We start from the raw sequence: 24,534 nt of genomic DNA, 5'->3' as shown, positions 1-24,534 counted from the left end.
CCGTGGGCGGTGCCGGCGGCGCCTACGATCACTTGCCGGCACTACGACACGTCTTCGCCATGGAGGGGAACCATGTCAGGAATTTCACGGCGTTCGCTGCTGGGGTACTCGGGAACAGCCGCGGCAGGAGCGGCGCTCGGCACCGCCGGCGCTGCCCAGGCTGCGGACACGACGGGCACCGGGGCCGCCGCAGCCAACGCAGCGCAGGGAACCCAGGCCGCAACCACCTTCCCCCCGGGGACCCAGTTCAAGGGAAGAGCCGCCACCACCGGCGGTGAAGGAGAGCTGGCGATCACCTTCAGCGTGGCGGTCATGGACGCCCCGGCCTCGAACGGCGTGGCGCCCATCGACATAGCCAACGCCCTGACCGAGCTCGCCGAGGCGCGCGGCTGGGCACCCATCACGTTCTACGGAACGCCCGCGCCGGCCCCGCTCACCCCCTGAGCAACCCGCCGGGGCGGCCGGGCCCACGCCCGGCCGCCCCGGCGCACAGACCGCCGACCTGACACAAAGTGCGGTCGGTTTCGAGTCGAAGCCGCCGGGTGCGGACAGGTCTAACCTGGGGGTATGCAGGGTGAGCCGGTCACGCTGTGCCTCACCGGCGATGTGATGCTCGGCCGTGGCATCGACCAGATCCTCCCGCACCCCGGTGATCCGGCGCTGGCGGAGGCGTACCTGCGCGACGCCCGTTCGTATGTCGAGCTGGCGGAGGCGGCGAACGGGCCGATCCCGCAGCCGGTGGACTTCTCCTGGCCGTGTGGGGACGCGCTGGACGTGCTCGAGCGAGCTGCGCCCGACGCCCGGGTGCTCAATCTGGAGACGAGCATCACGCGGCACGGCGACCCCGTCCCCGGCAAAGGGGTCCACTACCGGATGCACCCCGCCAACCTGCCCTGTCTGGCCGCCGCCCGTCCCGATGTGTGCGTGCTGGCGAACAACCACGTCCTCGACTACGGCCGGCCCGGCCTCGAGGAGACGCTGGAGGTTCTGGCCGGCGCGGGCTTCCGTACGGCGGGCGCGGGGCGCGATGCCGACGCGGCCGGCCGGCCGGCGGTCGTCCCCCTCGACGGCGGCGGGCGGATCCTGGTCTTCTCCTTCGGCATGCCGTCCAGCGGCATACCGCCGGACTGGGCCGCCACGGCGGACCGCAGCGGGATCGACTTCGTGACCGAGCCCTCTGCTGCCACGGCCGCCCCGGTGGTCGCCCGGATCCGGCAGGTGAAAGAGCCGGGCGACGTCGTCATCGCCTCTATCCACTGGGGTTCCAACTGGGGGTACCTCGTTCCCCGCGAGCACATCCGCTTCGCGCACGCGCTCGTCGAGGGCGGCGTGGACGTGGTCCACGGGCATTCCTCGCACCACCCCCGACCGCTCGAGGTGTACCGGGGAAGGCTGATCACCTACGGTTGCGGCGACCTGATCGACGACTACGAGGGCATCTCCGGCTACGAGCTGTACCGGGACGACCTGCGGCTGCTCTACTTCCCCTCGCTGGAGCCCGGCACCGGAGAACTGCTCGGGCTGCGCCTCGTCCCCCTCCAGGCCCACCGGATGCGGTTGCGGCGCGCGGCGCCGGAGGACTGTCAGTGGCTCTGCGAGACCCTGGACCGGATCAGCCACGGCTTCGGCTCACCCGTGCGAGCCGAGCCGGACGGCTCGCTCACCCTGGCCGTCCGCGACCACACCTAGGCAGCGCCATTTGCTGTGCCGACGCCCGCTAAGGCCCGAACAGCAGCGCCGCCAGTCCGTGCTCGCGGGCGGCGGCGGCGAAGTCGTCCCAGCTGATCACACCGTCCCCGTTCGTGTCGGCCAGCTCGAACGAGGCCTCCGCAGCCTCGGTCGGCACGCTTCTCAGCGACCGCCACACCGCATACTCATGGCGGTCCATCAGCCCGTCCCCGTCCCGGTCCGCCACGTTGAACTGCGCGTGCAGCACAGCCAGTACCTCCGGCGAAGCCGAGGCGGTCAGCGAGGCGAACCACTCGCGGTACTCCTCCCGCCCGATCCTGCCGTCGTGATCCCGGTCGACCTGCTCGGCCTGCCGCTCCCACAGCGCGAGGCTCGCCTCGATCAGGGCGCGTCCCTTCGGCGAGCTCGGGCCCATGCCGTACGACTGGAGCAGCCGCTCCGCATTGGCCCGGTAGTCGTCCGCGACCAGCATCCCGTCCCCGTCCGCGTCCAACCGGTCGAAGACTTCGTCAGCGACTGACACCCTCTCACCCATACGGCGAGCCTAGGCTGCCGCGCCCCCGCGACCGCCGATTCGGGCACCCGGGGGCGTGTCCCGCGCACCACAGCACGTGAACGGTGTTCAGGAGCAGCAGGTGCAGCCGGGGCGGCAGCCGCAGCCGTCCGTCTCGGGCGCCGAGTCCGGCACGGCGGCGGCGGGATGCGCGGTCGGGGCACAGCAGCCCTTGCCCTGCCAGGCGTCGCGGCCTTCCTTGAGGGCGATGGCCGCGATGACGAGGGCGGCGATGGGATCGGCCCAGGTCCAGCCCAGGGTGGCATTGAGGAGCAGGCCGACGAGGAGAACGGCGGAGAGGTAGGTGCAGAGCAGGGTCTGCTTGGAGTCGGCGACCGCGCTGGCGGAGCCGAGTTCGCGTCCCGCGCGGCGCTGGGCGGCGGAGAGGAACGGCATGACCGCGAGGGAGAGCGCGGCGATGACGATGCCGGGGATCGACGCGTCGGCCTCTGCGCTGCCGGTCAGGGCGCGGACGGCGTCGATGCTGACGTAGGCGGCGAGGGCGAAGAAGGAGACGGCGATGATCCGCAGGGTGGTCTTCTCCCGCGCCTGGCGTGCGGTGTGGTCGGCGGCGGAGAACTGCCAGGCGACGGCGGCTGCGGAGGAGACCTCGATGACGGAGTCGAGGCCGAAGCCGATCAGCGCGGTGGAGGAGGCGATCGTCCCGGCGGTGATCGCGACGATCGCCTCGATGACGTTGTAGGTGATGGTCACGGCGACCAGAAGGCGTATCCGGCGGGCGAGGGCCTCGCGGCGGGCCGGGGTGGGCCCGAGGGATATCGCGGTCATCAGCAGCAGTCCTTCGCGTCCGCGTCCGGGCAGGTCGTGTCCGCCGCGATGGCCACCACGGCGGCGCGCAGGTCGTCAAGCGCGTAGCCCAGGCGGTGATCGGCGAGTTCGTAGCGGGTGCGGCGGCCGTCGGGCACGGCGAGGACCAGGCCACAGTCGCGCAGGCAGGCCAGGTGGTTGGACAGCCTCGTACGGGAGATACCGAGGGTGTCGGCGAGGTCGGAGGGGTGCGCCGGGGCCTCGCGCAGCTTGAGGAGGATCCGGCAGCGGATGGGATCGGCGAGGGCGCGGCCGAACCGGGCCAGCACCTCGATATCGGAGGCAAGAGTCAGCACAGCTTCGACGGTACACGGGATCCTGAATTCAGGAAAGCCTGAACCGAATGCACGGCTGTTGAGCGCCCCGCGGTCATTCGGGTGGCAGCAGGCCGTGTCGGGCGGCCGGCGCGGGTCCGGGTTCGCCATGCTGATCCGGGCGGCAGCACCGTGCTGCTGCCGCCCCTCCCCTACCGAGACGAGGAGTACAGCATGCCGACGGACCCGGTCGGACGTTTCCTGGCGGCTCTGGAACCGCAGTACCGGGAGGACGTCGGGAACAGGCCGCGCGAGGAGCAGGATCGGCTCGCTGCGGCCTGGGAGGAGGAGCTGGCCTCGGACGACGAGCTCGACACCCTCGACGAACTGTCCCCGCCCGCGGCGGAGGCCGAGGCAGCCCGTCGGGTCATGGACCGCGAACCCTGACACCCGCTCTCAGGGGTGGATCAGCCGCAGAACTCCGCCTCGACGATGCGCGAAGGGTCGCTGTTCCAGTCCGAGTTGAAGTTGATCACGGTGGAATGGCTGCCGTCGGTGGTGGCACCGGCGACCGAGGCCGAGCCCGGTACGCGGCCGGCATGCCCCCACACCGTCACTCCGCAGGACAACGTGACGGGCGACAGCCCCAACCCGTACCCGCTGCCCCCGTCCGGAACCGTCGTTTTCATCTCCTTGAGCTGCTGCGCCGGCAACAGCCGTCCGCCCAGCAGCGCACGGAAGAAGCGGTTGAGATCGTCCGCCGAGGAGATGAGGTCGCCGGAGGAGGCGAAGAGGGACGGATTGAACTCGGTGACGTCGAAGGCCTCCGGGTCCGCCGGTGCCAGGAGCTTGCGGTACGCACGGCTGTGCGGGGCGGGCATGTGGCGGTCGGTCCCGGGCAGCACGGTGGACCTCAGGCGCAGCGGGTTGATGATCCGGCGCTTGACCTCGGCCTCGTACGGCTTCCCGGTGACCTTCTCGATCACCATCCCGGCCAGGGTGTAGTTGACGTTCGAGTAGTCGTGCTTCCCCTGGTCCGCGTTGCCCGCCGGCGTCTGTCGCAGCGCCGCGGCGATGAGCTGCTCGCGGGTCCATGTGTCGTAGCGGTGTTCCAGGAAGCCCCTTCCGGTCACCTTGCTGCGGAAGTCCGGGTCGTCCCAGGCGTCCTTGAGCCCGCTGGTGTGGTTGAGCAGCTGACGGACAGTGATCGTGCTGCCGTCGAAGCCGTCGCCCCGTACGGCCCCCGGAAGCCACTGCTCCACCGAGTCGTCCAGGGACAGCCGCTTCTCCGCCTCCAGTTGGAGGAGAACCGTGGCCGTGAAGGTCTTGGTGATGCTCCCGGCGCGGAAAACGTCGTCGGCACCGCGCGGCGTCCGGGTTTGAAGGTCGCCGACACCCGCGGCGCTCTTCCAGACGCGGTGCCGGTCCACACTCCGGATCAGTGCCCCGGCGCCGTCCTTGACGGCTTCGTCCAACGCGGCCTGGGTCTTCTCGTGTCCGGTTGTCGCAGCCGCGCGCACATCGGGAGCCGCGACGGCGGGAGTGGCGAGCGCCGCGCTTCCCACCACCCCGGCCAGCACCGCACCGACCAGACCGCTCCGTACCGTACGTAACTTCACGTGCTTCCCCTCGTCCGTAGCCGTATCGATCGGTCAATCGATCAATCGATCGACATGACTCGGTTGGGGGTGCGGGGGTTGCTCCGCGCCAGGCGGCGGGCGGTGCCTGGTGACCCCGGCTGCGGGGTTGTCGGTGGCGACGGCTACTGTCCCCCTGTTTGTTCGATCAAGGAAAGTGACAGGGGGGCCGCGGTGAGCGGGCAACTGAGGGAAACGGCGGTGGAGTTGGCGGAGGTGCTGTGGAGGGAACACAGCATCTACCGGGACCGCGCGGGCGCGGTGGTCATCCGGGGGTCTCACGTCCAGCGCTGGATCAGCCTGGCGCCCACCGCCGGCCGCGATGAAGTACTCCTGCGGGCAGGCCGGATCCTCGAAGGCGGTACGACCGCCCCCGCACGCTCCGAGGCGGTCGCGAGCCTGTCCGCCGGGACCGCCGGGCTGGCCGCGGTCTGCCGCAGCCTGCTGGCCGAGACCGCCGGTCCGTCCGCTCCGCTGCCGTCGGGGCGGAGACCGGGGAGCGGCGCCGAGCGGCGCAGGCGGCGCGGCCGGCCCGCGCGTACGGGCAGGCACACCGGCGTGGCGTCGTGGGTGGTGGTCGCCGCCGTGGTCGCCGTCGTCGGTCTGTACGTCGCGAGCGTGACCGGGACACTGTGAACCGGAGCGTCGGCGACGGCCGGGCGCGTACCGGGCCCCGCCCGCAAACGGCGGGGCCCGCGGACCGCTGCGGTCAGGAAGTGCGCTTCAGGGTCCAGGAGTTGTGGTTCAGGCTCGGGACCGCGGAGTAGCGGCAGCCGCTCGAGTAGTAGCTGCTGACGATCGTCCAGCCGGCGGGCGGCCAGGTGGAGGCGCACGCATTGACCTGGGTGCCCACCGGGTAGCCGGTGAGGTCCTTGATCTGCTTGGCGTTGGGCGTGAAGCCGGAGCCGCAGCCACCGCTGTTCCACCACTGGACGTCCACCCAGCCGGCCGGAGTGAGGGTGCTGCCGCAGACGTTGAGCGTGTCGCCGGGAGCCGCGGAGGCGGGGCTCGCGCCGATCGCGAGGGCGGTGACGGCCGTGGCGGCGAAAACGGCGATACGGGTGCGGATCACGGGAGGAATCCTCTCTCGGCGCGCTGGACTCGCCGCCGACCGTCGACGGACCGCTCCAGGCTCCGACCCATTGCTATCCGACATCGCCTGATCGCGGACAGTCATGTTTCAGGCATAACCCGGAGGCGTATTCGGCCTGCCCGACCGCCTGCCGTACCCCTCCCGCACAGCGGGCCCTGGGTCGCGCATAATGACCCGGCAGCGTGGCCGGGCCGCGTCGGTGGGGCGATGGAGGGGGACAGCGCGGGTGCGGGAGCTCATCGAAGGCCGTTACGCACTGGACGAGTTACTCGGACGGGGCGGGTTCGGAGAGGTCTGGCGGGCCTGGGACGATCGCGTGGGCCGCTGGGTGGCCGTGAAGATCGGTTACCCCGAGGACGCCGAGGAGGCCCGCCGCTTCGAGCGGGAGGCCAGTCTCGCGGGCGGTCTTGCACACCCGAACATCGCCGTCGTCCACGACTTCGGTCGCGGCACCCGGGCCGGCCGCAGCATGGTCTTCCTGGTGATGGAGCTGCTCCAGGGCGACAGCCTGGCCGCGATCCTTGCCCGCGGGCTGCCCTCCCTGTCCGATGCGTTGGACTGGTCCGCACAGATCGCCACTGCGCTCGGGGCCGCCCATGACGCGGGCGTGGTGCACCGGGACGTCAAGCCGGCCAATGTGATGATCACCGAAACACGGGTGGCGAAGGTCCTCGACTTCGGGATCGCCAAAGCGCAGGGCGCCCAGACCACCGACCTGACGGCCGCGGGGATGATCATCGGCTCCTTCCCGTACATGGCTCCGGAACGCTGGACGAGCGGCGCGGACGGCACGCCCGTCGACGGGCGCGCGGATCTGTATGCCCTGGGCTGTGTGCTAGCCGAACTCCTCACGGGACGCCTGCCGTTCACCGGGCGCGAGCCGTACGAGCTGCTCGCCCAGCATCTCCAGGTGGCACCGCCCCCGCCCTCCCGGCTACGGCCGGAGGTGCCTGCCGCGCTCGACCGCCTGGTCCTCGACCTGCTGGCGAAGGACCCTCGGCACCGGCCCGCGCACGCGGCGGAGGTGGTGCGGCGGCTCGCGGAGATCGCGAGCGGTACGACGAGTGGTGGGCCGCAGGAACCGCGCGGCTACGTGCCGACCGCGCTCGACACCGCCGCCCCGCCCTCCGCGGTGCAGCAGTCGGCCCACGACCCGGTCCGCAGGATGCTGAGCGACCGGCTCGCGGAACTGCTGGAGGACCGCTCCACCGACCGGACGGACCGGCTGGCCCTGCTCATCGACTCCCTCACCGAAGAACTCGGCGCGGACGACCCGCTCACGGTACGGGCCGCCCATCACCGGGCCATGTCCGTACGCCACGAAAACCGTTCCGAGCTGGAACGGATCCTGCCGCGCATGATGCGGATCCTGGGCGTGGCGGACCGCGACACCATCACCGCGCGGGTCGCGTACGTGGGTGAGGCCGCCGCGTACGGTCCCGGCGACGGCCGACGGCACGAGGAAGCGCTGCGCGAGATCATCGAGGACGCCGCGCGGGTGCTCGGGCCGGACGACCGGCTGACCCTGACCGCCCGCTGGCAGCTGGCCCTCGGCCTCACCCGGGGCACCCGCGCCAAGGACGAGCCCTGGCAGGAGCGCGATCCGAAGCGGGCGGCGGCGGAGGCCGAACAGCTCGTCCCGCTCCTGGCCGACCTGGAGCGGTGCCTGCCGGCCGGCGACCCGCTGGTGGCCGAGGTCCGCACCAGGCTGGTCCACGACTGCTGGCTGACCGGAGACTTCGCCACCGCGGCCCGTATCCACCGGCAGCTCTACCCGGACCTTGACGCCCTCGCCCGCCGGGGGAATGTGGAGGTGGCCTACCGGGCGGCTCGCAGTATCGGCGAGTCCGGTGATCCGGAGCAGGCCCTGGCCATGATCAAGCCGCTGCTGCACCGCCTGCACATCGCCTTCGGCGGCACCCACTGGCTCACCCGGGAGGTCACCGAAACCCGGTCCCGGTTCCGCCGGGCCGTCCGCGCCGAGCGCCGGGCCGCGGGCGGCCGGACCTGGCCGTTCGGCCTGCGCTGACCCGGGCGGCCCGACCCCGCCCTGATCGCCGCCTGCCTCCGGGAAGCGCCCTGAGTCCGTTGCCCGGAGCGCGAGTTGCGGCGGTGGGCGGGCGGAGAGACGATGGTTTCATCCCCTGCGCAGTCACGTCCTGCGCGAGAGTTCCGGGCGGCGGCCGTGTCTGTGTGCCTGCCGCCGCGGACGACCTGATCCTGATCCATCCTGCATTCGTCACCCCAGATGGGGAGTGCCGTCATGGCCGACAACCGTGGTTCCCCGAACGGAATACCCCTCTACTGTGCCCAGCCTCCGCAGACCAAACCCGTCCTGCGGCCGGACCTCAGCCCCGACCGGGCAAGGGCAATACTGGTGGGCCGCTCAAAGTGGTTGAACGGCACCGTACTGCACTACTGCTTCTTCGACGAGCCCGGCGCCGGCGGTGGTGGCGGCAGCAGCTTCAGCAAGATCCAGCTCGATGAGGTGCGCAGCGCCTTCGAGGAGTGGAAGAACGTCGGGATCGGGCTGGACTTCGTGGAGGTCGAGGACCCTGCCGACTCCGAGGTGCGGATCGGCTTCCAGCAGGGCGACGGTTCCTGGTCCTACGTCGGCAAGGACGCCCTCGGCATCAGCCGGCGCGAGCGCACCATGAACTTCGGCTGGGACCTCACCAGCCCGCACGGCCAGGCGACCGCCCGGCACGAGATCGGCCACCTGATCGGGAACGGCCACGAGCACCAGAACCCGTTCGCCGGCATCGTGTGGGACGAGGAAGCGGTCTTTGAAGAGCTCGGCGGCCCTCCCAACAACTGGCCCCGGCAGACCACGTTCCACAACGTGCTGCGCAAGCTGTCCACCGAGGAGGTCGAGGGATCGACCTGGGACCCCGACTCGATCATGCAGTACGGCTTCCCGGCCGGCCTCATCCTGCAGCCGGAGAAGTACCGGGCCGGAATCGACTTCCCGCTCACCCTGTCCGCCACCGACAAGGAGTTCGTCCAGAAGTGGTACCCGCCCCTCGGTGCCGCACCGCGCGGGCTGAAGCCCTTCCAGTCCGCCGAGTTGGACCTCTCCTCCGGCGGCCAGGTGGACTTCGAGATCGTCCCGGCCGAGACCCGGAACTACGAGCTGAGAACGTTCGGTGACTCCGACATCCTGCTGGTGCTCTTCGAGAACGTCGACGGCGAACCTCGGTTCCTCACCGGCGTCGACGACAGCGGCGTCAACAACAACGGCCAGCTGACGGTGAAACTCTTCCAGGGGCGCCGCTATGTGGCCCGTGCCCGGCTCTACTCCGCTTGGGGCACGGGGAACGCCGCCTTCATGTACTGGTGAGGTGTTCTACCGGGATTCGGCCGGCCGGAACTCGGCGCCGAGGATGCCGTCGAAGACGGCCAGGCCGCTCCAGTCGCCGTTGACCTGGCTGGTGAGCAGGTGCTTGCCGTCCCGGGATCCCACGGCGTACGTCCATGAGCCGTACGTTGCGCCCGCGTTGCCCCAGACGGTGACGCCGCTCGGCAGGGTCTGGGAGAACACGCCCAAGCCGTAGCGGGTGCCGGGGATCCACGGGACGGGGCCGGTGGTCTCGACGGTGGTGAACATCTCCTGCTGCTGGTCGGCGGGCAGCAGGTCGCCACCGAGCAGCGCGCTGAAGAAGCGCTGCAGGTCCCCGGTGGTGGAGACGATGCCGCCGGCCGCCCAGGCGAAGGACTGGTTCATCTCGGTCGCGTCGTGGATCTCGGGCTCGGCATCGGAGGAGAACAGGGTGGAGTAGTGCCGGGGGTGCGGCCCCCGGATCTTCGCCTCGGTGCCGGGCAGGTAGGTCCCGCTCAGCTGCAGCGGGTGGCAGATCCGCCGGCTGAGCTCCTCGCCGAACGTACGGTCCGTAGCCTTCTCCACGATCAGGGCGGCCAGGAAGTAGTTGGTGTTGGAGTAGAGGAAGGCCTCGCCCGGGGCGAAGGGGGGCGGGGTGGCCAGCCCGATCTCGACCAGCCGCTCGGGGGCGTGGGTGTCGTGGCGGTGCTGGTACCACGCCTCGCCGATGCCCTGCTCGAAGAACTTCGGGTCGTTGCCGTAGTTGAAGATGCCACTGGTGTGGTTGAGCAGCTGCCGGACGGTGATCGCGCGGCCGTCGTAGCCGTTGCCCGTCACCAGGCCGGGCAGCCAGTGCTCCACGGTGTCGTCGAGGCTCAGCCGGCCTTCGGCCGCCAGTTGCAGGACCACGGTGGCGGTGAACGCCTTGGTGGTGCTCCCGATCCGGAACTGCTCGGACGGCCGGCGCTGCTGCCCGGTCCCGGTGTCGGAGACGCCCGCCGAGCCGAACCACGTGCCACGGTCGTCGTGGACTTCGACGACCATGCCGGGGGCACCGCTCCGGGTGACGGCGTGGTCGAGAGCGTGCTGCAGCGCGGAGCGGTCGGAGGAGGACGTGGTCATGTCCGTTTTCCTTTCAGGAGGTCTCGTTCGCGGATGACTAAAAGCTAAATTGCTTTCACCCTTTCGTCAATCAAGAAAGCGGCATGGAACCGCGAATGCGCAGGTCAACGGCCATTAATTCTTGCAATGACCCTGAAGGTGAATGCACATTCGAGCTCAGCTGTCTTGCAATGGACTGTCTGCGAACGCAATACTGGCCATCTCGACGACGCGATACGGAGGTACGGCCGATGCCCGGGGGCAGACTGACCCACCAGGAGCGACGGGAGATCGCCGAGGGACTGACGGCGGGACTCACCTACACCGAGATCGCCGGCCGCCTGGACAGGCCCGTCTCCACCGTCACCCGGGAGGTGGCCCGCAACGGCGGCCCCGGCGGCTACCGGGCCGAGGCGGCACATCGGGCGACCACGGCACGCGCCAGCCGCCGCAAGCAGACCCCGGCCCCGGCCGCCCCGGCAGCCTCCCGGACCGTGGATGACGTACACGGGCGCGACCCGGAGGCGGTCCACGAACTGGCGGAACAGTTCACCGCGATGATGGTCGGCACCGGTCTGCCGCGGATGACGGCCCGCGTGCTGACCTGTCTGTACGTCACCGACTCGGGCAGCCTGACCGCCACCGAGCTCGCCCAGCGGCTCCAGGTCAGCCCGGCCTCCGTCTCCAAGGCCGTCGGCGAACTCGAACAGCAGGAGCTCATCCGGCGCGAACGCGACCCCGGCCGACGGCGCGACCGGTATGTCATCGACGCCGACGCCTGGTTCCGCGGCTGGATGGCCAGCGCCCGCCAGAACACCATGCTGGCCGACTTCGCCCGTCACAGCGCCCGGACCCTCGGCCCGGCCACCCCCGCCGGGACCCGGATGCAGGACATCGGCGACTTCTTCGAACACGTCGGCCGGACCATGATCCGGGCGGCCGAGGAATGGCGGCAGCGACCCCCGGCCGGGTGACCGCCTGTCCGATATTCACTTCGTGCCGATATTCACTTCGTGCCGTGTGGGCAGCGCCCTAGTGTGGCGCGGTGACGACTCAGATGATCATTCTCAACGGTGGTTCCAGCTCGGGGAAGTCCGGGATCGTACGGTGCCTGCAGGCCGTACTGCCGGATCCGTGGCTGGCGTTCGGGTGCGACTCCTTCGTCGACGCCATGCCCGCCAGGATGCAGGCATCGGACGAGGGGATCACGTTCGCCGCGGACGGCGGGGTGAGTGTCGGGGCGGACTTCCGGGCGCTGGAGGCGGCGTGGACGGAAGGCGTCGTCGCGATGGCCCGGGCGGGTGCGCGGATCATCATCGACGATGTCTTCCTCGGCGGAGCCGGGTCCCAGCAGCGGTGGCAGAAGGCGCTGGGCGACCTGCCCGTGCTGTGGGTCGGCGTCCGGTGTGAGAGCACGGTCGCCGCGGGCCGCGAGGTCGCGCGGGGAGACCGGGTCCAGGGGATGGCCGCATTGCAGGCGGATGTGGTGCACGCGGGGGTGTTCTACGACCTGGAGGTGGACACGACGCACACCGAGTCCCTGGCCTGCGCGCGGACCATCGCCGCCCGGGTCAGCTGACGGGCCCGGTGAAGTAGTCCGGGTCCTTCGGGCGGGACGGGTCGTGGCCGGGCGGGTCAGGGAGCAGGTCACGGCGTGGCGAGGACGGGTGTGTCGAACGGGTCGTGGTGGATATGTTCGGGCAGAGTGCCGCCCAGGGTGAGCTTCTCGCCGGCGGAGACGACCATGGCGGCCGGGCCGCTGAGGAAGACATCGTGCTGGTGCCACGGCCCGTACTCGGCCAGGACGTCCGGCAGGGAACCGCGGATTCCGGGAATGTGCTCGTGCGAGACCGCGCCCCTGATGGTCAGCCAGTGGTGTCGTTGGGCCATGCGGAGCATGTCGTTGACCCCGTACAGCTCGGCACCCGTGCGAGCGCCGAGGAAAAGGTCCACCTGGTGCTGTCCGCCTCGACGGGCGACGTCCTCGATGAGGGCGCGGATCGGGGCGAGGCCGGTGCCGCCGGCCACACAGAGCAGGTCGTTGTGGACGGCCGCGTCCAGGGTCATGTCACCCATCGGGGACCCCAGCCGGAGTACGTCGCCCACCACCGCCCGGTGCACCAGTGCCCCGCTGACCGTGCCGTCGGCCACCGCGCGGACGTGGAAGGTGAGGGTGCCGTCCGCGCGGGGCGCGTTGGCGGCGGAGTAGTAGCGCCACTGCTTCGGGAACCACGGGGTCTCGAGGCTCACGTACTGGCCGGCGGAGTACTCGTACGGAATGTGGGGGCGGACGGTGATCTCGGCGATGCCGTGTCCGCGCGAGACCCGGTGGACGACCGTGGCGGGCCACACCGCGGGACGTACCGCCTCGTCCTCCTCGGCCGTGCTGATCATGACCTGGGCCACCACGCCGTACGCCTTGGTCCAGGCGGCGGCGATGTCCGCGGTCCAGGCGGATCCGGCGTACCGGGCCAGGGAGGCGAGGAGGCACTCGCCCACGGCCGGGAAGTGAGCGGCCAGGGTGCCGAACTTCCGGTGGTCGCGGCCGAGGTGTCCGCAGAAGCGCACCAGGTGCTCCGGCTCGTCGACCAGGTCGACGATGCGCAGCAGCGCGCGCAGCAGGCGACCGCGCTGAGCGTCCATTCCCGGGGGGAACATCGGGCGGACTTCGGGGTAGCGGGCGAACAGGATGGCGTAGAAGTAGACCGTCATATCCGCCGCCAGCGGCTCGACCACGGACACGGAGGCCCTGATCAGGGCAATCTCCTCGTCCGACAACGGTGCTTCGGCGGTCTCCGGCTCACGGGTGCGCACGAGGGGGGTGGGGGGAAGGTTCTCGTCCGCCGGAGGTGCGGGGGTACTGCTCGCTGGGCGACTGAGCCTGAATCTCAACGGACCAGCGCTCCTCCGTCCGCCGTTCGGGATGGGTTCCGCCGGTTGGGAGCGAGCATGGGTCCTCATCGGAGTGGGGGGCGACGAAGCGGATGGAGCGCTTCCGGGCGCCAGATGATCCTCAATGAGCATGTCCACGCCGGGAAGGGGTACATCCGCCAGAACTCGTGGCCGAAAGTTGTGGCATATCACCGGCCCGCCCGCGGCCACGGCGCCCGCGGCCCCGGGGCCTGTGACTCCGCCCACCCTCCCTTGACCCGGGAAAGAAGGGTTACCTAAGTTCGACCTCATGGCCCCCCACGACCACCTCCCCTCCGACGACGCGTCCGGCGCGTCCGACGCTTCCGGCGCGCCCGCGCTGGTCGACTTCGCCGTCGACCTCACCTCGCAGGAGGTGCTCCGGCGCGCCCAGGTGACGGCGGCGCTCGGCCCGGACTGGGATCCGCTCGAGGTGCTGCTCGGCGAGGAGGCGGCGTACGACCTGCTCTACTCCGGACTCGACGCGGAGCAGCAGCGCCTCTACGACGAGCTGGTCGCGGCCGGTGTGCTGCCCGCGCGGGGAGACGGCCGTGCTGCCGCTTGACCCGCAGGCCGACCCCGGGCGCCGTGCCTGGGTGGCCTGCCCGCAGTGCCAGGACGCGCGCGGCTGCGAACCCTGTGAGCAGCGGCGCAGCTGTTCCGTCCACTGGCGCTACCTGCTCACCAACACCGGCAGCCTCCTCCACCTCCAGTGCCCCGCGTGCACCCACGTCTGGACGCACGAGAGCGGTTTCGGCGCCACCCGTTCCCGCTCCCTGTGGAACCGCGTCACCGACGCCCTGCCCGACTTCTGACCGGGGCCGTCAGCCGGCCAGGAACGGCGAGCAGTGGTACGGGCCGAGCGGCTCGCCCTGGGGCCTCAAGGTGACCCGTACGTCGTCGGGCCGGACCTCCGGGTGCAGCACGGAGTACGTGCGGGCCAGGCTGCACACCAGTTGCCCGAGGAGCAGCCGGTCCTCGGGGCGGAGGTACGCCTCCGGTGCCTCGACCACGATCCGGCCCGCCTCCCCGGTGGCGCGGTAGCTTTTGATGGAACGGACGAGGCTGGTGAGGCCGCTCTGCCGCTCCGCCTCGTCGGGGCCCGCGAGGAGCAGCTTGAACGTGTCGTTGAGGTCCTTCACCTTCAGGTCGGGCCGCGGGACGCCGCGCAGGCCCGTGTCGGAGGCGAAGTAGAGCCGCATGCCCTTGGTGAGGCCGCTCGCGGGCTCGCCGGCGTCGATCACGCCGGTGGGCTTGACCCCGCAGCCGGCGACGGCTGCGGGGAGGAGAACGGCAGCTCCGGCCGCACGGATGGATCTGCGGAGCCGGTTCATCGGTCGCTCCCCGGGTGTCGGTCGCCCTCGGGGCGTTGGCGCGGCAGTCGCAGCGTGAAAACCGCCCCGCCTCCTTCCGGCCGGTTCGCCGCCTCGATGGTCCCGTCGTGCAGGCGGGCGTTCTCCAGGGCGATGGCCATGCCGAGTCCGCTGCCGTCGGAGCGGGTGCGGGCAGAGTCGGCCTTGTAGAAGCGGTCGAAGACGTGGGGCATCACCTCGGGCGGCAGCCCGGGGCCGGAGTCCGTGACCTCGATGGTGATCTCCTCGTCCGAGGACTGCAGCACCACGGCGACGGGCGGTGCGCCGTGCCGCAGTGCGTTGCCCACCAGGTTGGCCACGACGAGGTCGATCCTGCGCTTGTCGACCACCGCGTGCACCCCCTCGGGCAGCTCCGCCCGCACCTCGGTGGTCCAGCCGCGCAGTGCCAGCGTGGAGCGGACGATCTCGCCGAGGTCGGTTTCGGCGGAGTTGAGCCGGATGACCTTGGCGTCGAAGCGGGAGATCTCGATGAGGTCCCCGACCAGCCGGGACAGTCGGGCCGTCTCCTCGCTGATGGTCCGGGCGGCCTGGGCCGTGTCCGGGGGCAGTCCGGGAGCGTCCTCGTCCAGCACGCTCGACACCATGGTCATGGCGGCGAGCGGGGTGCGGAGTTCGTGCGAGACGTCCGCGACGAAGCGCCGCGCCTGCTCCCGCTGCTCGTGCAGTTCGGCGACGGTGGTCTCGAGGGCGTCGGCCGTCCGGTTGAAGGTCGCCGCGAGATCGGCCAGCTCGTCCGTGCCCTTGACGCCGACGCGGGTGGAGAGGTCTCCGGAGGCGAGGTTGCGGGTGGCCCGGCCCAGGTCCCGGACCGGGCGGAGCACGGTGAGGGCGGCGAGCAGGGCCATCCCCGCGGACATCAGGACCACCACGAGGATCCCCTCCCGGACCGCGTCCAGCAGTCCCGCGAGGTCCTCCTGCTCTTCGCGGAGCGAGACGAGGGTGAAGACCTCCAGTCCGGACGTGCTGCCGTCGTCGAAGGTGACGGCCGTGCCGACGACCAGGTAGGGCTCGCCGTCCCGCTCGACGCGCTGGAAGTTCGTCCGGCCGCCGGCCCGGACCGCGGCGCGCAGTTCGGGCGTGATGCGCGTCTGGTCCGCCATCGTGTCGGAGGTGACCCGCAGGTCCCGGTAGTGGGCGACGACCAGGGTGCCACGGTCCAGGCCGTTCGAGACGTTTTCCGCGAAGCGGATGAGGCTGCGCCGGTCCGGCGGCATGTCCACGTCGGCCGCGGCCTCGCCGACCTGTTCGAGGAAGTCGGCCATGACGGCCTGCTGGGCGCGCTTGAGCACGGCGGTGCGGGACTCGCGGTAGGCGAGCCCGGTCGCGGTCGCGGCGCTGACGAGGGCCACCAGGACGAACGCGGCGAGCAGGCGGCTGCGCAGCCCGCCGTAGCGGAGGCGCCGTTTCACAGCGGGCCGAAGCGGTAGCCGAAGCCGCGTACGGTCTGGATGAAGCGGGGCCGTGCGGGTACGTCCTCGATCTTGGCGCGCAGGCGCCCCACGGCCGCGTCCACCAGCCGCGAGTCCCCCAGGAAGCCGTGGTCCCACACGGTCTCCAGGAGCTGCTCGCGGCTGAAGACCCGCCCGGGGGAGGCGGAGAGCTCCAGCAGGAGCCGCAGCTCGACGGGGGGCAGGGCGATCGAGGTGCCGTCCTTGGCGACGGTCAGCCCGGCGCGGTCGATGGCGAGCCCGGCGTGCTTCTCCCCCGGCGCGGAGCCGGTGGCCGGCTCGGCCCGGCGGAGCGCCGCACGGATCCGGGCTTCGAGGACCGGGGCCGTGACCGGCTTGACCACGTAATCGTCGGCTCCGGCTTCGAGGCCGGCCACGATGTCGTGGTCGTCGCCGCATGCCGTCAGCATGATCAGCGGGATGGTGCTGCGGGTCCGGATGCGGCGGCAGACCTCGAAGCCGTTGATGCCCGGCAGCATCAGGTCGAGCACGACCAGCTCGATGCCCTTCCCACGGGGGCCGTCGAGCAGGTCGAGCGCCTCCTCACCGGTGGTGGCGACCTCCACCTCGTAGCGGTGGCGGCGCAGGACGAGCTCCATTCCGTCACGTACGGAGGGGTCGTCCTCGATGAGCAGGACACTGGGCATGGGTTCGATTATGCGTGAGCGTCCCGCCTGCTCAACGCCCTCCGGCGGCCGGATCGGGGCCCGGCGGGCTTTGTTACGTTCTCATCATCTCGCCATGGAAACCCCATCATGTGGCCGCCCTGAGATGGGCGGCATGAGCCTGAGCACGAACACGCGCAACACAGTCCGCGGGGCCCGCGGCGCCGCCCGCCTGCGTCTGGCGGCACTCGTCACCCTCCCCGTCCTCGCCTTCTCCGTCGGCTGCGGCGGCGAAGCGGGCGGGACCCGGGACGAGGGCGTTGCCACGGTCCCCGGCGAATCCGCCGCGGACTCGTCACAGACATCCGCGCCGGGGAAGGAGCAGCCCGCCGGCGGCAAGGGCGCCTTCTTCGACGCGCAGATGAAGTACGTCCAGTGCATGCGCAGCAAGGGCGGCGTCAAGGACTTCCCTGACCCGAAACTGAGCGGCTACCTGGACTGGGCCAAGATCGACGAGGTCGCCCGGAACCTTCCGCCCGGGGCGGCGAGCGAGGCTGTGAAGGGCGGCAAGGGCGCCGCCTGCGGGCCGGAGCTGCAGGCGGCCATGCAGCTGGAGCCGCCGCGTGACACGCAGAAGGACTACGAGTCGATGCTGGCGCACGCCTCCTGCATGCGGGAGAAGGGCGTGTCGAAGTTCACCAATCCCACCCTGTCCAGCGGCAACGTGATCCCCGGCGGCGACCCGTCCCCGGCCTCGCCGCAGATCGACCGGGAATCGCCCGCCTACAAGCAGGCCCGTGAGGCGTGCAAGGACAAGCTGCTCGACGGTCTGGACGGCATGCAGTGAGGCGACGTACGGGACTGGCCGCCACCGCTGCGGTGGCGGCGACCGCCGTCACGGCCGGTGTGCTGATGATCGGACGCGACGGCCAGGGTGCGGACGCCAAGGCCGGAAAGAGCGCCACTCCCCCGGCCACCACCACGATCAACCGCACCGACCTCGTCCAGAGCAAGACCGTCGACGGGCGGCTCGACTACGCGCAGCGCCGGACCGTGAAGTCCCCGGTGGAGGGAACCGTCACCAAGGCCGGCGAGGTGGACCGGGAGGTGCGGATGGGGCAGCGGCTGTACGAGCGCGACGCCCGGCCGATCACCCTCATGTACGGGCCCACTCCGGCCTTCCGCGACATGAAGGTCGGCGACCGCGGCCCCGACGTGCTGCAGCTGGAGCGCAACCTCCGCGACCTCGGATTCGGCGCCGGCCTGTACATCGACACCCGGTACGACAAGAACACCGAGGCCGCCGTCAAGAAGTGGCAGAAGTCGCTCGGGATCGAGAACCCCTCCGGCAGCGTCGGCCAGGGCGATGTGGTCTTCCAGCCGGGCCCGGTCCGGGTGGTGTCGGCGGACGCCGCGCTCGCCGACCGGATCGGCCCCGCCCAGGCCGTGCTCACGGTCGCCTCGACCAAGCCGGTCGTCAGGGCCGATCTGGACCGGACCGACACGGCACTGACCCGCAGCGGGACGCAGGTCGAGGTCGCTCTGGGCAGCGGCAAGACCGTCCGGGGAAAGGTGTCGGGGACGGTGAACACCCCGGCCTCCGGCGAGGCCGGCAATCCGGGCCGGGACGGCATCACCGTCGAGGTCGCCCTGGACGGCGGCGGCTCCGCCGTCTCCGCGGAGGACCCCAAGGCGACGGTGAGCGTCACCTTCGTCAGCGAGAGCCGTACGGATGTGCTGGTGGTGCCGGTCGAAGCGGTGGTCGCGCTGCGGGGCGAGAACGGCGGCTACGGGCTGAAGATCCTCGAGAACGGCGGGTCGCGGATGGTCCGGGTAGAGACCGGCATGACGGCGGACGGCCGTATCGAGGTCAGCGGAAGCGGCCTCGCGGACGGCATGACGGTCGAAACGGCGCGGCCATGACGGTAGGCGGCGCAATGGAGGTGGGCGGCGAAGTGGCGGTGGGCGCGGCCCCGCCGGTGATCGAACTCTCGGGAGTCTCCAAGTCCTACCCCGGCGGTGTCCACGCCCTGCGCGGGGTGGACCTCCGGATCGACCGGGGCGAACTCGCGGCGATCGTCGGCCCTTCCGGGTCCGGCAAATCCACCCTGCTCCATCTGATCGGCACGCTCGACAAGCCGACGACGGGCACGGTCCGGGTGGCCGGCCACGACGTCGGCGTGCTCTCGGACCGCCGGCTCTCGGCGCTGCGGGCCCGCCACATCGGCTTCGTCTTCCAGCACTTCCACCTGGCCGCGGGCCGCAACGCGGTGGACAACGTGGCCGACGGGCTCCTCTACTCGGGCGTGCCGGCACGGGCGCGACGTACGAGGGCCCGTGCCGCGCTGGAACGGGTCGGCCTCGGCCACCGGCTCGGCCACCGCCCAAACGAACTGTCCGGCGGCGAGAAGCAGCGTGTCGCCATCGCCCGCGCCCTGGTCGGGGAGCCCGACGTACTCCTCGCCGACGAGCCGACCGGCGCTCTGGACACGGCGTCCGGCGACGTCGTCATGACGCTCATCCGGGAACTCCATGCGGCGGGCACCACGATCTGCGTGATCACCCACGACAACGAGATCGCCGGCTCGCTGCCCCGCCGCATCCGGTTCAGGGACGGCGCCGTGGTGTCCGACTCCCGGACGGCCGGACCGAAGGAGATGGCGCAGTGACCCGCACCGAACTGCGGCCCGGCCGCCTCGCCGCGACCGACGTCCTGCGCGTCGGCGCCGTCGGGCTGCGGGCCCGGCGCGCCCGGGTGGTGCTCTCCGCCCTCGGGATTGCGATCGGCATCGCCACCATGGTCGCCGTGGTCGGCCTGTCCACGTCCAGCCGTGCCGATCTGATGGCCCGGCTCGACCGGCTCGGCACCAACCTGCTGACCGCGGAGGCGGGCAAGGACGCGACAGGTCAGGAGGTGAAGCTGCCGAAGAGCGCGGTCGCCATGGTGGAGCGGATCGGCCCGGTCCGGCACGCCACGGCGACAGCCCAGGTGGATGCCCGGATCCGGCGCAGCGATGTGGTGCCGGAGGAGCGGACTGCCGGGGTCACGGTGCAGGCGGCCCGGCCGGATCTGCTGGCCGCGCTGGGCGCGGAGGTCGACCGGGGTATCTGGCTCGACCTGGGCCGGGAGCGGCTGCCCGTCACGGTCCTGGGGAGCGTCGCCGCCGAGCGGCTGGGCATCACCGAACCGGGCGAGAAGATCATGATGAATGACGCGTACGTGGTCGTCGTCGGGATCCTGAAGCCGGTGGAGCTGGTCCCCAACCTCGACCGGGTCGCGCTGGTCGGCTTCCCGGCGGCCGAGCAGTACCTGGGGTTCGACGGCCATCCCACGACGGTCTTTGAGCGGTCCTCGGACGCCTCGGTCGAGGACGTACGGGCGGTGCTCGCGCGGACCGTCAACCCCGGGAACCCGGGTGCGGTCAAGGTCTCCCGGCCCTCCGACGCCCTGGCCGCGAAGGCTGCCACCGACAAGGGGCTCACCGCTCTGATGCTCGGTCTCGGCGCGGTCGCGCTGCTGGTCGGCGGAGTCGGCGTGGCCAACACCATGGTGATCTCGGTGCTCGAGCGCCGGCAGGAGATCGGCCTGCGCCGCGCCATCGGAGCCACCAGGGGCGCGATCCGGCTCCAGTTCCTGACGGAGTCCCTGTTGCTGTCCGCGCTCGGCGGGGTGGCAGGGGCCGTCCTCGGGGCGGCGGCCACGGTCGCCTTCGCCCGGGCGCAGGGCTGGACCGCGGTGGTGCCCGTGTGGTCGCTCACCGGCGGCCTGGGCGCGACGCTCGTGATCGGCGTGGTGGCGGGGCTCTACCCGGCGATCCGCGCCTCCCGCCTCCACCCCACGGTCGCGCTCAACACGAGCTGAGCCGCGAACTGGGTCATGACGGCCTGACGACGGCCTTTAGGGTGCGGTCATGATCTCGAACAGCTACCTCTCCGAACTGTTCTCGCTGGACGGCCGGGTCGCCCTGGTGACGGGCGGCAGTTCCGGCATCGGCCGGGCCATCGCCGGGGCTCTCGCGCGAGCGGGGGCGAGCGTGGTGATCGTGGCGCGCAAGGAGTCGGAACTCGCCGCCACCGTCGAAGAGTTGACGGCGGACGGCTGCCGGGCGGCTTGGGTGAGCGCCGACCTGAGCACCCGGGACGGGGTGCGCGCGGCTGCCGAGCAGGCGGCCGGGGTGTTCGGCGAGCCCGACATCCTCGTCAACAGCGCCGGGATCAACCTCCGGCCGCCGATGGGCGAGCTGGACGAGGACGTGTGGGACACCACGATGGCGGTGAACCTGGACGCGCCGTACCTGCTGGGCCGGCGGTTCGGGCCCGGCATGGCCGAGCGGGGCTTCGGCCGGATCATCCACATCACCTCCCAGCAGGCGCACCGGGCGTTCGTGCAGAGCGGCGCGTACGGGGTCTCCAAGGGGGCGCTGGAGTCGCTGGCCCGCTCCCAGGCCGAGGCGTGGTCCCCGTACGGCGTCACCTGCAACACGCTGGTGCCGGGCTTCGTCATGACCCCCCTCAATGCGCGGCTGTCGTCCGACCCGGAGAAGGTGGCGGCACTGGCCGCGCGCACCATGGTCGGGCGCAACGGCCTGGCCGAGGACTTCGCCGGAGCGGCGGTGTTCCTGGCCGGCCGTGCCTCCGGCTATGTCACCGGGCAGGCGATCTTCGTGGACGGCGGGTTCTCCGTCCACTGAGGGCTCCCGCCGCTTGACCTCAAGCGCGGTTGAGTTTCTACCGTCACCTCTTGTTGATCACCGGACGACGGGAGGGAGGCCTCGTGATTCTCGTAACGGGAGCCACCGGGAACATCGGCAGTGCGTTGGTGGCGGAGCTGGCCGGGCACGGTGGTGCCGAGGGGGTGCGGGCGCTGGCCCGGGATCCGGGGCGGGCCGCGTTTCCCGACGGGGTGCAGGCCGTCGCGGCGGACCTCGCCGACCCGGCTTCGCTGCAGGACGCCCTGCGGGGAGTGCGTGCGCTGTTCCTGATCCCGCAGCTGGGCCCCGACCGGGAGGTTCTCGGCGCCGCCCGGCAGGCGGGTGTCGAGCAGGTGGTCCTGGTGTCCTCGATGACGGCCGAGACCCATCCGCACCTCGGGCCCGCGCGGGAGAACCTGGCCGTCGAGCGGCTGGTCAAGGACAGCGGTTTGGCCTGGACGATCCTGCGGCCGACCCAGTTCGCCTCCAACGCCCGCTGGTGGGCCGGCGAGATCCGCGAGGGACGGCCGGTCCGGGTGCCCTACCCCGACACCGGGCTGCCGACGATCCACCCGGCGGACATCGCCTCGGTGGCCCGGGCCGCCCTGACCGAGCCCGGCCACCGGGGGCGGACGTACGCACTGACCGGACCGGAGCGGATGTCGCCCCGCCGGCAGGTGGCGGCCCTCTCCGCGGTGCTGGGCCGTACGGTGCCGCTCGCCGGGATCGACCGGGCGGAGGCGCACCGCGGTCTGGCCGCCCTCATGGGGGACGAGACCGCCGACGCGGTGCTCGATGTGACCGGTGGCGACGTCAACGAGGCGCTGCTGCGGGTCCGGGACACGGTCGAGCAGGTCACGGGGCGGGCGGCCCGGACCTTCGGGCAGTGGGCCGCGGAGCATGCGGCCGAGTTCCGCCCGTCGGCCGCAGCCTGACCCCATCGTCCTCATGCGTCGGGCGGCGGGGGGAGTTTCTCGGCTCGCCGTCCGGCCGACTCGGCCCGGGCCCGCGCCTTGGACGCCGCCCGGCCGGCCTCCTGCCGCCGGGCGAGGGCCTGCCTGTCCTCGGCGCGGGCGGCACCGAGGCGTTCGTTGGCCGCCTTGACCTCGTCCTCGGCGCTCTCCACCGCCGCGTGGGCCTGCTCCGCCGCCCGGCCGGCCGCCGCCTGCTCGCCCTCCAGCCGGTCCGCCTCCTCGGTCGCCTCGGCCAGCTCCTTGCGGGCCGCCTCCCACCGCTCCCACCGCTCCCGGCGCTCCCGGCGTTCCGGCGCTGCCCGCTCCGCCGCCGGGCCTGCCGGACGTGCCGGACTGCGGGCGGGCGGCCGGGCGGTGCCCGGTGCCGGTTCCAGGCCCGCGAACCCCACTGCCGCCTCGGGGGACTTCACCAGCCGCCCTTCGGTCCATTCCCGGGCCACCGCCTCGTCCGCGAGGGCCGCGCGCAGGATCTGCTCCACCTCGTGCAGGGCACTCTCGCTCACCGCCTGGCCAGCCTCGGCGGCCAGCTCGCGCCCGGTGCGCGCGAGCTCCGCGATCACCACGTGCTGATCGCGCGAGAGCTGCCGCAGCTGCTCCCCGTCCAGGGCCCGGTGCGCAGCCCGGAGCGCCTCTCCCAGATGCACCAGCTGCCGGGCCTCCTCCGGCCGACTGCGCGCCAGCAGATCGGCCGTCCATGCCGCGACCGTCGGCTTCCGCAAGCGGGCGATCGCAGCCGCCAGCTCCTTGTCACCGGCCTGCCGGGCCCGGGCGACGTACTCGTCCCGGGCCGCGGTGAACTCCGCCGGGCGCAGCCCGTACAACTCCTGTGCCACCGATTCCGCGTCCATGAACGGCAGTGTCCTGCCCGTTGCGCGTGCCGGGCGGCACCGCGCGTCGGCACCGAAGATGACTTCACCCGCCCGGGCAAGGTACGAAGTCCTCTGTGAACGCACAGACCCAGGCCGCGACCGTCCGGATATTCATCGCCCTCGCCCCGCCCGACGACGCGAAGGAGGAGCTGGAGCGGGAGCTGCGCCCCGCCTACGAGGCGTACCCGCGCATGCGGTGGAACCGTATCGAGGACTGGCACATCACCCTGGCGTTCCTCGGTGAGCTCCCGGTCACGGCCGTGCCCCGGCTGCGTCCGCCGCTCGCGGACCTCGCGGCGCGGAGCCGGCCCCTGGAGCTGGCCCTCAGCGGCGGCGGCCACTTCGACGAGCGGGTGCTGTGGACCGGGATCGAGGGGGACCTCGAAGGGCTGCACCTGCTCGCCACCGACGTGCGCGCCGTGGTCAAGGAGTGCGGGGTGGCCTTTCCGGACCGGCCGCTGCGCCCTCATCTGACGCTGGCCCGCGCCCGCCGCAACCAGCCGTCCTGCGCGGTGGAGGCCGCCGCCGGACTCGCCGCGTTCACCGGGCGCCGGTGGCAGGCCGAGCGCCTGCACCTGGTCGGCAGCAACATCGGGCGCGGCCCGGGCCCGATCCACTACCGCGACATCGAGGCCTGGCCCTTCGGCTGAAGCCGGGCATACTGCTGGGCATGACGTCCTCGATCGCCACCCGGATGCATCTGATGATCACCTTTGTGCTGGTGATGTGCGGGTCGGTCGGCGGGGCGTGTTTCGGGCTGCTGCTGGGGGGCCGGATGACGGCTCTGGCCGCCGGGGGTGCGGCCGGACTGGGGGCGGGGGTCGGGGCGTTGCTCTCCCGGCGGCATGTGGTGGCCTTCTTCCGGCCCGGGCCGCACGATCTCGCCGCCCGGGCCGACGGGTACGCGGAGGGGATCGCCGACGCAGTCCTCGTGAGCATCGCCACCTACCAGGCAGCGGTCTTCCCTCTCACCCCGGCCGGCGTGTCCGACGAGGAACGCGAGGCCCGCCGCACCGTCGCCTACCGGGTCGCTGCCTACGACGGCCTGCCGCTCGCCGTGCGGGTGTCGGCCGCCGCCGCGCTGGAGGCCGTCGACCAGGGCGTGGACGCCGAGCGCGCCCACGCCGCGATGAAGGCCCTGTCCCTCACCGTCTACGACCACCGCGGCGTTCGCTGACCTGGGGACCGCG

At 71.8% G+C, this 24,534-nt stretch carries 29 protein-coding genes; 18 read left to right on the top strand and 11 right to left on the bottom strand.

Translation table 11 applies throughout. From position 1 onward, the window contains the following. Window positions 1–72 precede the first annotated feature (72 nt). Both ABT123_RS12095 and ABT123_RS12090 read left to right on the top strand, forming a co-directional pair. The gene (locus tag ABT123_RS12095) at window positions 73–444 is read left to right on the top strand and encodes a hypothetical protein (RefSeq protein WP_351312387.1); all 372 of its coding nucleotides are present in this window, start codon (window positions 73–75) and stop codon (window positions 442–444) included. 123 nt (window positions 445–567) lie between these two features. Beyond that, on the top strand, window positions 568–1,689 hold the full coding sequence (locus ABT123_RS12090; RefSeq protein ID WP_351312385.1) for a CapA family protein: 1,122 nt from the start codon (window positions 568–570) through the stop codon (window positions 1,687–1,689). A gap of 28 nt (window positions 1,690–1,717) precedes the next feature. Here ABT123_RS12090 and ABT123_RS12085 read toward each other — a convergent pair whose 3' ends face one another. The 3 genes from ABT123_RS12085 to ABT123_RS12075 form a co-directional block, all read right to left on the bottom strand. Next, window positions 1,718–2,212: an EF-hand domain-containing protein gene (locus tag ABT123_RS12085; protein ID WP_351312383.1), complete on the bottom strand. Its 495-nt coding sequence runs from the start codon at window positions 2,210–2,212 to the stop codon at window positions 1,718–1,720. Window positions 2,213–2,311: 99 nt separating this feature from the next. Continuing rightward, window positions 2,312–3,031, bottom strand: coding sequence for a cation efflux transmembrane domain-containing protein (locus ABT123_RS12080; protein ID WP_351312382.1), 720 nt, complete (start codon window positions 3,029–3,031; stop codon window positions 2,312–2,314). After that, window positions 3,031–3,366: an ArsR/SmtB family transcription factor gene (locus tag ABT123_RS12075; protein ID WP_351312380.1), complete on the bottom strand. Its 336-nt coding sequence runs from the start codon at window positions 3,364–3,366 to the stop codon at window positions 3,031–3,033. The genes ABT123_RS12080 and ABT123_RS12075 overlap by 1 nt, the downstream gene beginning before the upstream one ends. A 192-nt stretch (window positions 3,367–3,558) precedes the next feature. Here ABT123_RS12075 and ABT123_RS12070 point away from each other — a divergent pair, with 192 nt between their 5' ends. Next, window positions 3,559–3,771 (top strand): hypothetical protein, encoded by a 213-nt coding sequence (locus ABT123_RS12070; protein WP_351312378.1) that lies wholly within the window; start codon window positions 3,559–3,561, stop codon window positions 3,769–3,771. Window positions 3,772–3,791: 20 nt separating this feature from the next. On the opposite strand, the gene ABT123_RS12065 is transcribed toward ABT123_RS12070, so the two are convergent. Further along, the gene (locus tag ABT123_RS12065) at window positions 3,792–4,943 is read right to left on the bottom strand and encodes a serine hydrolase domain-containing protein (protein ID WP_351312377.1); all 1,152 of its coding nucleotides are present in this window, start codon (window positions 4,941–4,943) and stop codon (window positions 3,792–3,794) included. A 192-nt stretch (window positions 4,944–5,135) separates the two neighbouring features. Here ABT123_RS12065 and ABT123_RS12060 point away from each other — a divergent pair, with 192 nt between their 5' ends. Further along, on the top strand, window positions 5,136–5,597 hold the full coding sequence (locus ABT123_RS12060; protein ID WP_351312375.1) for a hypothetical protein: 462 nt from the start codon (window positions 5,136–5,138) through the stop codon (window positions 5,595–5,597). Window positions 5,598–5,670: 73 nt separating this feature from the next. Here ABT123_RS12060 and ABT123_RS12055 read toward each other — a convergent pair whose 3' ends face one another. Next, complete coding sequence (locus tag ABT123_RS12055; protein ID WP_351312373.1) at window positions 5,671–6,033, bottom strand: hypothetical protein; 363 nt, start codon at window positions 6,031–6,033, stop codon at window positions 5,671–5,673. 247 nt (window positions 6,034–6,280) lie between these two features. On the opposite strand from ABT123_RS12055, the gene ABT123_RS12050 reads away from it, so the two are divergent. Both ABT123_RS12050 and ABT123_RS12045 read left to right on the top strand, forming a co-directional pair. Continuing rightward, on the top strand, window positions 6,281–8,083 hold the full coding sequence (locus tag ABT123_RS12050; RefSeq protein ID WP_351312371.1) for a serine/threonine-protein kinase: 1,803 nt from the start codon (window positions 6,281–6,283) through the stop codon (window positions 8,081–8,083). A 234-nt stretch (window positions 8,084–8,317) separates the two neighbouring features. Next, window positions 8,318–9,394 (top strand): M12 family metallopeptidase, encoded by a 1,077-nt coding sequence (locus ABT123_RS12045; protein WP_351312369.1) that lies wholly within the window; start codon window positions 8,318–8,320, stop codon window positions 9,392–9,394. 6 nt (window positions 9,395–9,400) lie between these two features. Here ABT123_RS12045 and ABT123_RS12040 read toward each other — a convergent pair whose 3' ends face one another. After that, window positions 9,401–10,495, bottom strand: a complete 1,095-nt coding sequence (locus ABT123_RS12040) for a serine hydrolase domain-containing protein (protein WP_351312367.1) — start codon at window positions 10,493–10,495, stop codon at window positions 9,401–9,403. A 230-nt stretch (window positions 10,496–10,725) separates the two neighbouring features. Between ABT123_RS12040 and ABT123_RS12035 the strand changes: the two genes are divergently transcribed. Together ABT123_RS12035 and cpt are read left to right on the top strand one after the other, a co-directional pair. Beyond that, window positions 10,726–11,448 carry a GbsR/MarR family transcriptional regulator gene (locus tag ABT123_RS12035; protein WP_351312365.1) on the top strand — a complete coding sequence of 241 codons (723 nt, stop codon included), beginning with the start codon at window positions 10,726–10,728 and terminating at the stop codon, window positions 11,446–11,448. Window positions 11,449–11,519: 71 nt separating this feature from the next. Then, window positions 11,520–12,053, top strand: coding sequence for a chloramphenicol phosphotransferase CPT (cpt, locus tag ABT123_RS12030; protein WP_351312363.1), 534 nt, complete (start codon window positions 11,520–11,522; stop codon window positions 12,051–12,053). A gap of 68 nt (window positions 12,054–12,121) precedes the next feature. Here the strand turns inward: cpt and ABT123_RS12025 are convergent, their stop codons facing one another. Next, the gene (locus ABT123_RS12025) at window positions 12,122–13,288 is read right to left on the bottom strand and encodes a globin domain-containing protein (protein WP_351312362.1); all 1,167 of its coding nucleotides are present in this window, start codon (window positions 13,286–13,288) and stop codon (window positions 12,122–12,124) included. Between the two features lie 367 nt (window positions 13,289–13,655). Here ABT123_RS12025 and ABT123_RS12020 point away from each other — a divergent pair, with 367 nt between their 5' ends. Together ABT123_RS12020 and ABT123_RS12015 are read left to right on the top strand one after the other, a co-directional pair. After that, on the top strand, window positions 13,656–13,949 hold the full coding sequence (locus ABT123_RS12020) for a DUF6400 family protein (protein ID WP_351312360.1): 294 nt from the start codon (window positions 13,656–13,658) through the stop codon (window positions 13,947–13,949). Then, a complete protein-coding gene (locus ABT123_RS12015) occupies window positions 13,936–14,199 on the top strand; it encodes a hypothetical protein (protein ID WP_351312358.1) in 264 nt (87 codons plus the stop codon). The genes ABT123_RS12020 and ABT123_RS12015 overlap by 14 nt, the downstream gene beginning before the upstream one ends. Window positions 14,200–14,208: 9 nt before the next feature. On the opposite strand, the gene ABT123_RS12010 is transcribed toward ABT123_RS12015, so the two are convergent. From ABT123_RS12010 to ABT123_RS12000, 3 genes are read right to left on the bottom strand one after another with little or no spacing between them, the layout of a single operon-like run. Next, the gene (locus ABT123_RS12010) at window positions 14,209–14,718 is read right to left on the bottom strand and encodes a hypothetical protein (RefSeq protein ID WP_351312357.1); all 510 of its coding nucleotides are present in this window, start codon (window positions 14,716–14,718) and stop codon (window positions 14,209–14,211) included. Beyond that, window positions 14,715–16,166: an ATP-binding protein gene (locus tag ABT123_RS12005; RefSeq protein WP_351312355.1), complete on the bottom strand. Its 1,452-nt coding sequence runs from the start codon at window positions 16,164–16,166 to the stop codon at window positions 14,715–14,717. The genes ABT123_RS12010 and ABT123_RS12005 overlap by 4 nt, the downstream gene beginning before the upstream one ends. Then, the gene (locus ABT123_RS12000; RefSeq protein ID WP_351312353.1) at window positions 16,163–16,852 is read right to left on the bottom strand and encodes a response regulator; all 690 of its coding nucleotides are present in this window, start codon (window positions 16,850–16,852) and stop codon (window positions 16,163–16,165) included. Before ABT123_RS12000 ends, ABT123_RS12005 begins: the two co-directional genes overlap by 4 nt. A 133-nt stretch (window positions 16,853–16,985) precedes the next feature. Here ABT123_RS12000 and ABT123_RS11995 point away from each other — a divergent pair, with 133 nt between their 5' ends. The 6 genes from ABT123_RS11995 (at window position 16,986) to ABT123_RS11970 (ending at window position 22,436) form a co-directional block, all read left to right on the top strand. Beyond that, window positions 16,986–17,657: a hypothetical protein gene (locus ABT123_RS11995; RefSeq protein ID WP_351312351.1), complete on the top strand. Its 672-nt coding sequence runs from the start codon at window positions 16,986–16,988 to the stop codon at window positions 17,655–17,657. Next, on the top strand, window positions 17,654–18,733 hold the full coding sequence (locus ABT123_RS11990; RefSeq protein WP_351312349.1) for a peptidoglycan-binding protein: 1,080 nt from the start codon (window positions 17,654–17,656) through the stop codon (window positions 18,731–18,733). The genes ABT123_RS11995 and ABT123_RS11990 overlap by 4 nt, the downstream gene beginning before the upstream one ends. Further along, the gene (locus ABT123_RS11985; RefSeq protein WP_351312347.1) at window positions 18,730–19,479 is read left to right on the top strand and encodes an ABC transporter ATP-binding protein; all 750 of its coding nucleotides are present in this window, start codon (window positions 18,730–18,732) and stop codon (window positions 19,477–19,479) included. Before ABT123_RS11990 ends, ABT123_RS11985 begins: the two co-directional genes overlap by 4 nt. Continuing rightward, window positions 19,476–20,672, top strand: a complete 1,197-nt coding sequence (locus ABT123_RS11980; RefSeq protein WP_351312345.1) for an ABC transporter permease — start codon at window positions 19,476–19,478, stop codon at window positions 20,670–20,672. The genes ABT123_RS11985 and ABT123_RS11980 overlap by 4 nt, the downstream gene beginning before the upstream one ends. Window positions 20,673–20,721: 49 nt before the next feature. Beyond that, window positions 20,722–21,501 carry an SDR family NAD(P)-dependent oxidoreductase gene (locus ABT123_RS11975; RefSeq protein ID WP_351312343.1) on the top strand — a complete coding sequence of 260 codons (780 nt, stop codon included), beginning with the start codon at window positions 20,722–20,724 and terminating at the stop codon, window positions 21,499–21,501. An 83-nt stretch (window positions 21,502–21,584) separates the two neighbouring features. Beyond that, entirely contained in the window at window positions 21,585–22,436 is an 852-nt protein-coding gene (locus ABT123_RS11970; protein ID WP_351312341.1) for an SDR family oxidoreductase, read from the top strand. 11 nt (window positions 22,437–22,447) lie between these two features. Here ABT123_RS11970 and ABT123_RS11965 read toward each other — a convergent pair whose 3' ends face one another. Then, complete coding sequence (locus tag ABT123_RS11965; protein WP_351312339.1) at window positions 22,448–23,323, bottom strand: hypothetical protein; 876 nt, start codon at window positions 23,321–23,323, stop codon at window positions 22,448–22,450. A gap of 95 nt (window positions 23,324–23,418) precedes the next feature. Between ABT123_RS11965 and thpR the strand changes: the two genes are divergently transcribed. Continuing rightward, window positions 23,419–23,994, top strand: a complete 576-nt coding sequence (thpR, locus tag ABT123_RS11960) for an RNA 2',3'-cyclic phosphodiesterase (RefSeq protein ID WP_351312337.1) — start codon at window positions 23,419–23,421, stop codon at window positions 23,992–23,994. Between the two features lie 20 nt (window positions 23,995–24,014). Further along, on the top strand, window positions 24,015–24,521 hold the full coding sequence (locus tag ABT123_RS11955) for a hypothetical protein (protein WP_351312335.1): 507 nt from the start codon (window positions 24,015–24,017) through the stop codon (window positions 24,519–24,521). Window positions 24,522–24,534: the final 13 nt, after the last annotated feature.

It is taken from the genome of Streptomyces sp. NPDC002054, from assembly GCF_040296685.1.
GTDB lineage: Bacteria > Actinomycetota > Actinomycetes > Streptomycetales > Streptomycetaceae > Streptomyces.
Note: the sequence above shows the minus strand (reverse complement) of the source record. Positions and strands in the feature narration are given on the sequence as shown.

Bases quoted from the DNA above. Each gene is read 5' to 3' on its own strand.
- ABT123_RS12095 (WP_351312387.1), top strand. From the start codon at position 73: ATGTCAGGAATTTCACGGCGTTCGCTGCTGGGGTACTCGGGAACAGCC.
- ABT123_RS12090 (WP_351312385.1), top strand. From the start codon at position 568: ATGCAGGGTGAGCCGGTCACGCTGTGCCTCACCGGCGATGTGATGCTC.
- ABT123_RS12080 (WP_351312382.1), bottom strand. From the start codon at position 3,031: ATGACCGCGATATCCCTCGGGCCCACCCCGGCCCGCCGCGAGGCCCTC.
- ABT123_RS12070 (WP_351312378.1), top strand. From the start codon at position 3,559: ATGCCGACGGACCCGGTCGGACGTTTCCTGGCGGCTCTGGAACCGCAG.
- ABT123_RS12045 (WP_351312369.1), top strand. From the start codon at position 8,318: ATGGCCGACAACCGTGGTTCCCCGAACGGAATACCCCTCTACTGTGCC.
- ABT123_RS12040 (WP_351312367.1), bottom strand. From the start codon at position 10,495: ATGACCACGTCCTCCTCCGACCGCTCCGCGCTGCAGCACGCTCTCGAC.
- ABT123_RS12035 (WP_351312365.1), top strand. From the start codon at position 10,726: ATGCCCGGGGGCAGACTGACCCACCAGGAGCGACGGGAGATCGCCGAG.
- ABT123_RS12020 (WP_351312360.1), top strand. From the start codon at position 13,656: ATGGCCCCCCACGACCACCTCCCCTCCGACGACGCGTCCGGCGCGTCC.
- ABT123_RS12010 (WP_351312357.1), bottom strand. From the start codon at position 14,718: ATGAACCGGCTCCGCAGATCCATCCGTGCGGCCGGAGCTGCCGTTCTC.
- ABT123_RS12000 (WP_351312353.1), bottom strand. From the start codon at position 16,852: ATGCCCAGTGTCCTGCTCATCGAGGACGACCCCTCCGTACGTGACGGA.
- ABT123_RS11995 (WP_351312351.1), top strand. From the start codon at position 16,986: ATGAGCCTGAGCACGAACACGCGCAACACAGTCCGCGGGGCCCGCGGC.
- ABT123_RS11985 (WP_351312347.1), top strand. From the start codon at position 18,730: ATGACGGTAGGCGGCGCAATGGAGGTGGGCGGCGAAGTGGCGGTGGGC.
- ABT123_RS11975 (WP_351312343.1), top strand. From the start codon at position 20,722: ATGATCTCGAACAGCTACCTCTCCGAACTGTTCTCGCTGGACGGCCGG.
- ABT123_RS11965 (WP_351312339.1), bottom strand. From the start codon at position 23,323: ATGGACGCGGAATCGGTGGCACAGGAGTTGTACGGGCTGCGCCCGGCG.
- ABT123_RS11955 (WP_351312335.1), top strand. From the start codon at position 24,015: ATGACGTCCTCGATCGCCACCCGGATGCATCTGATGATCACCTTTGTG.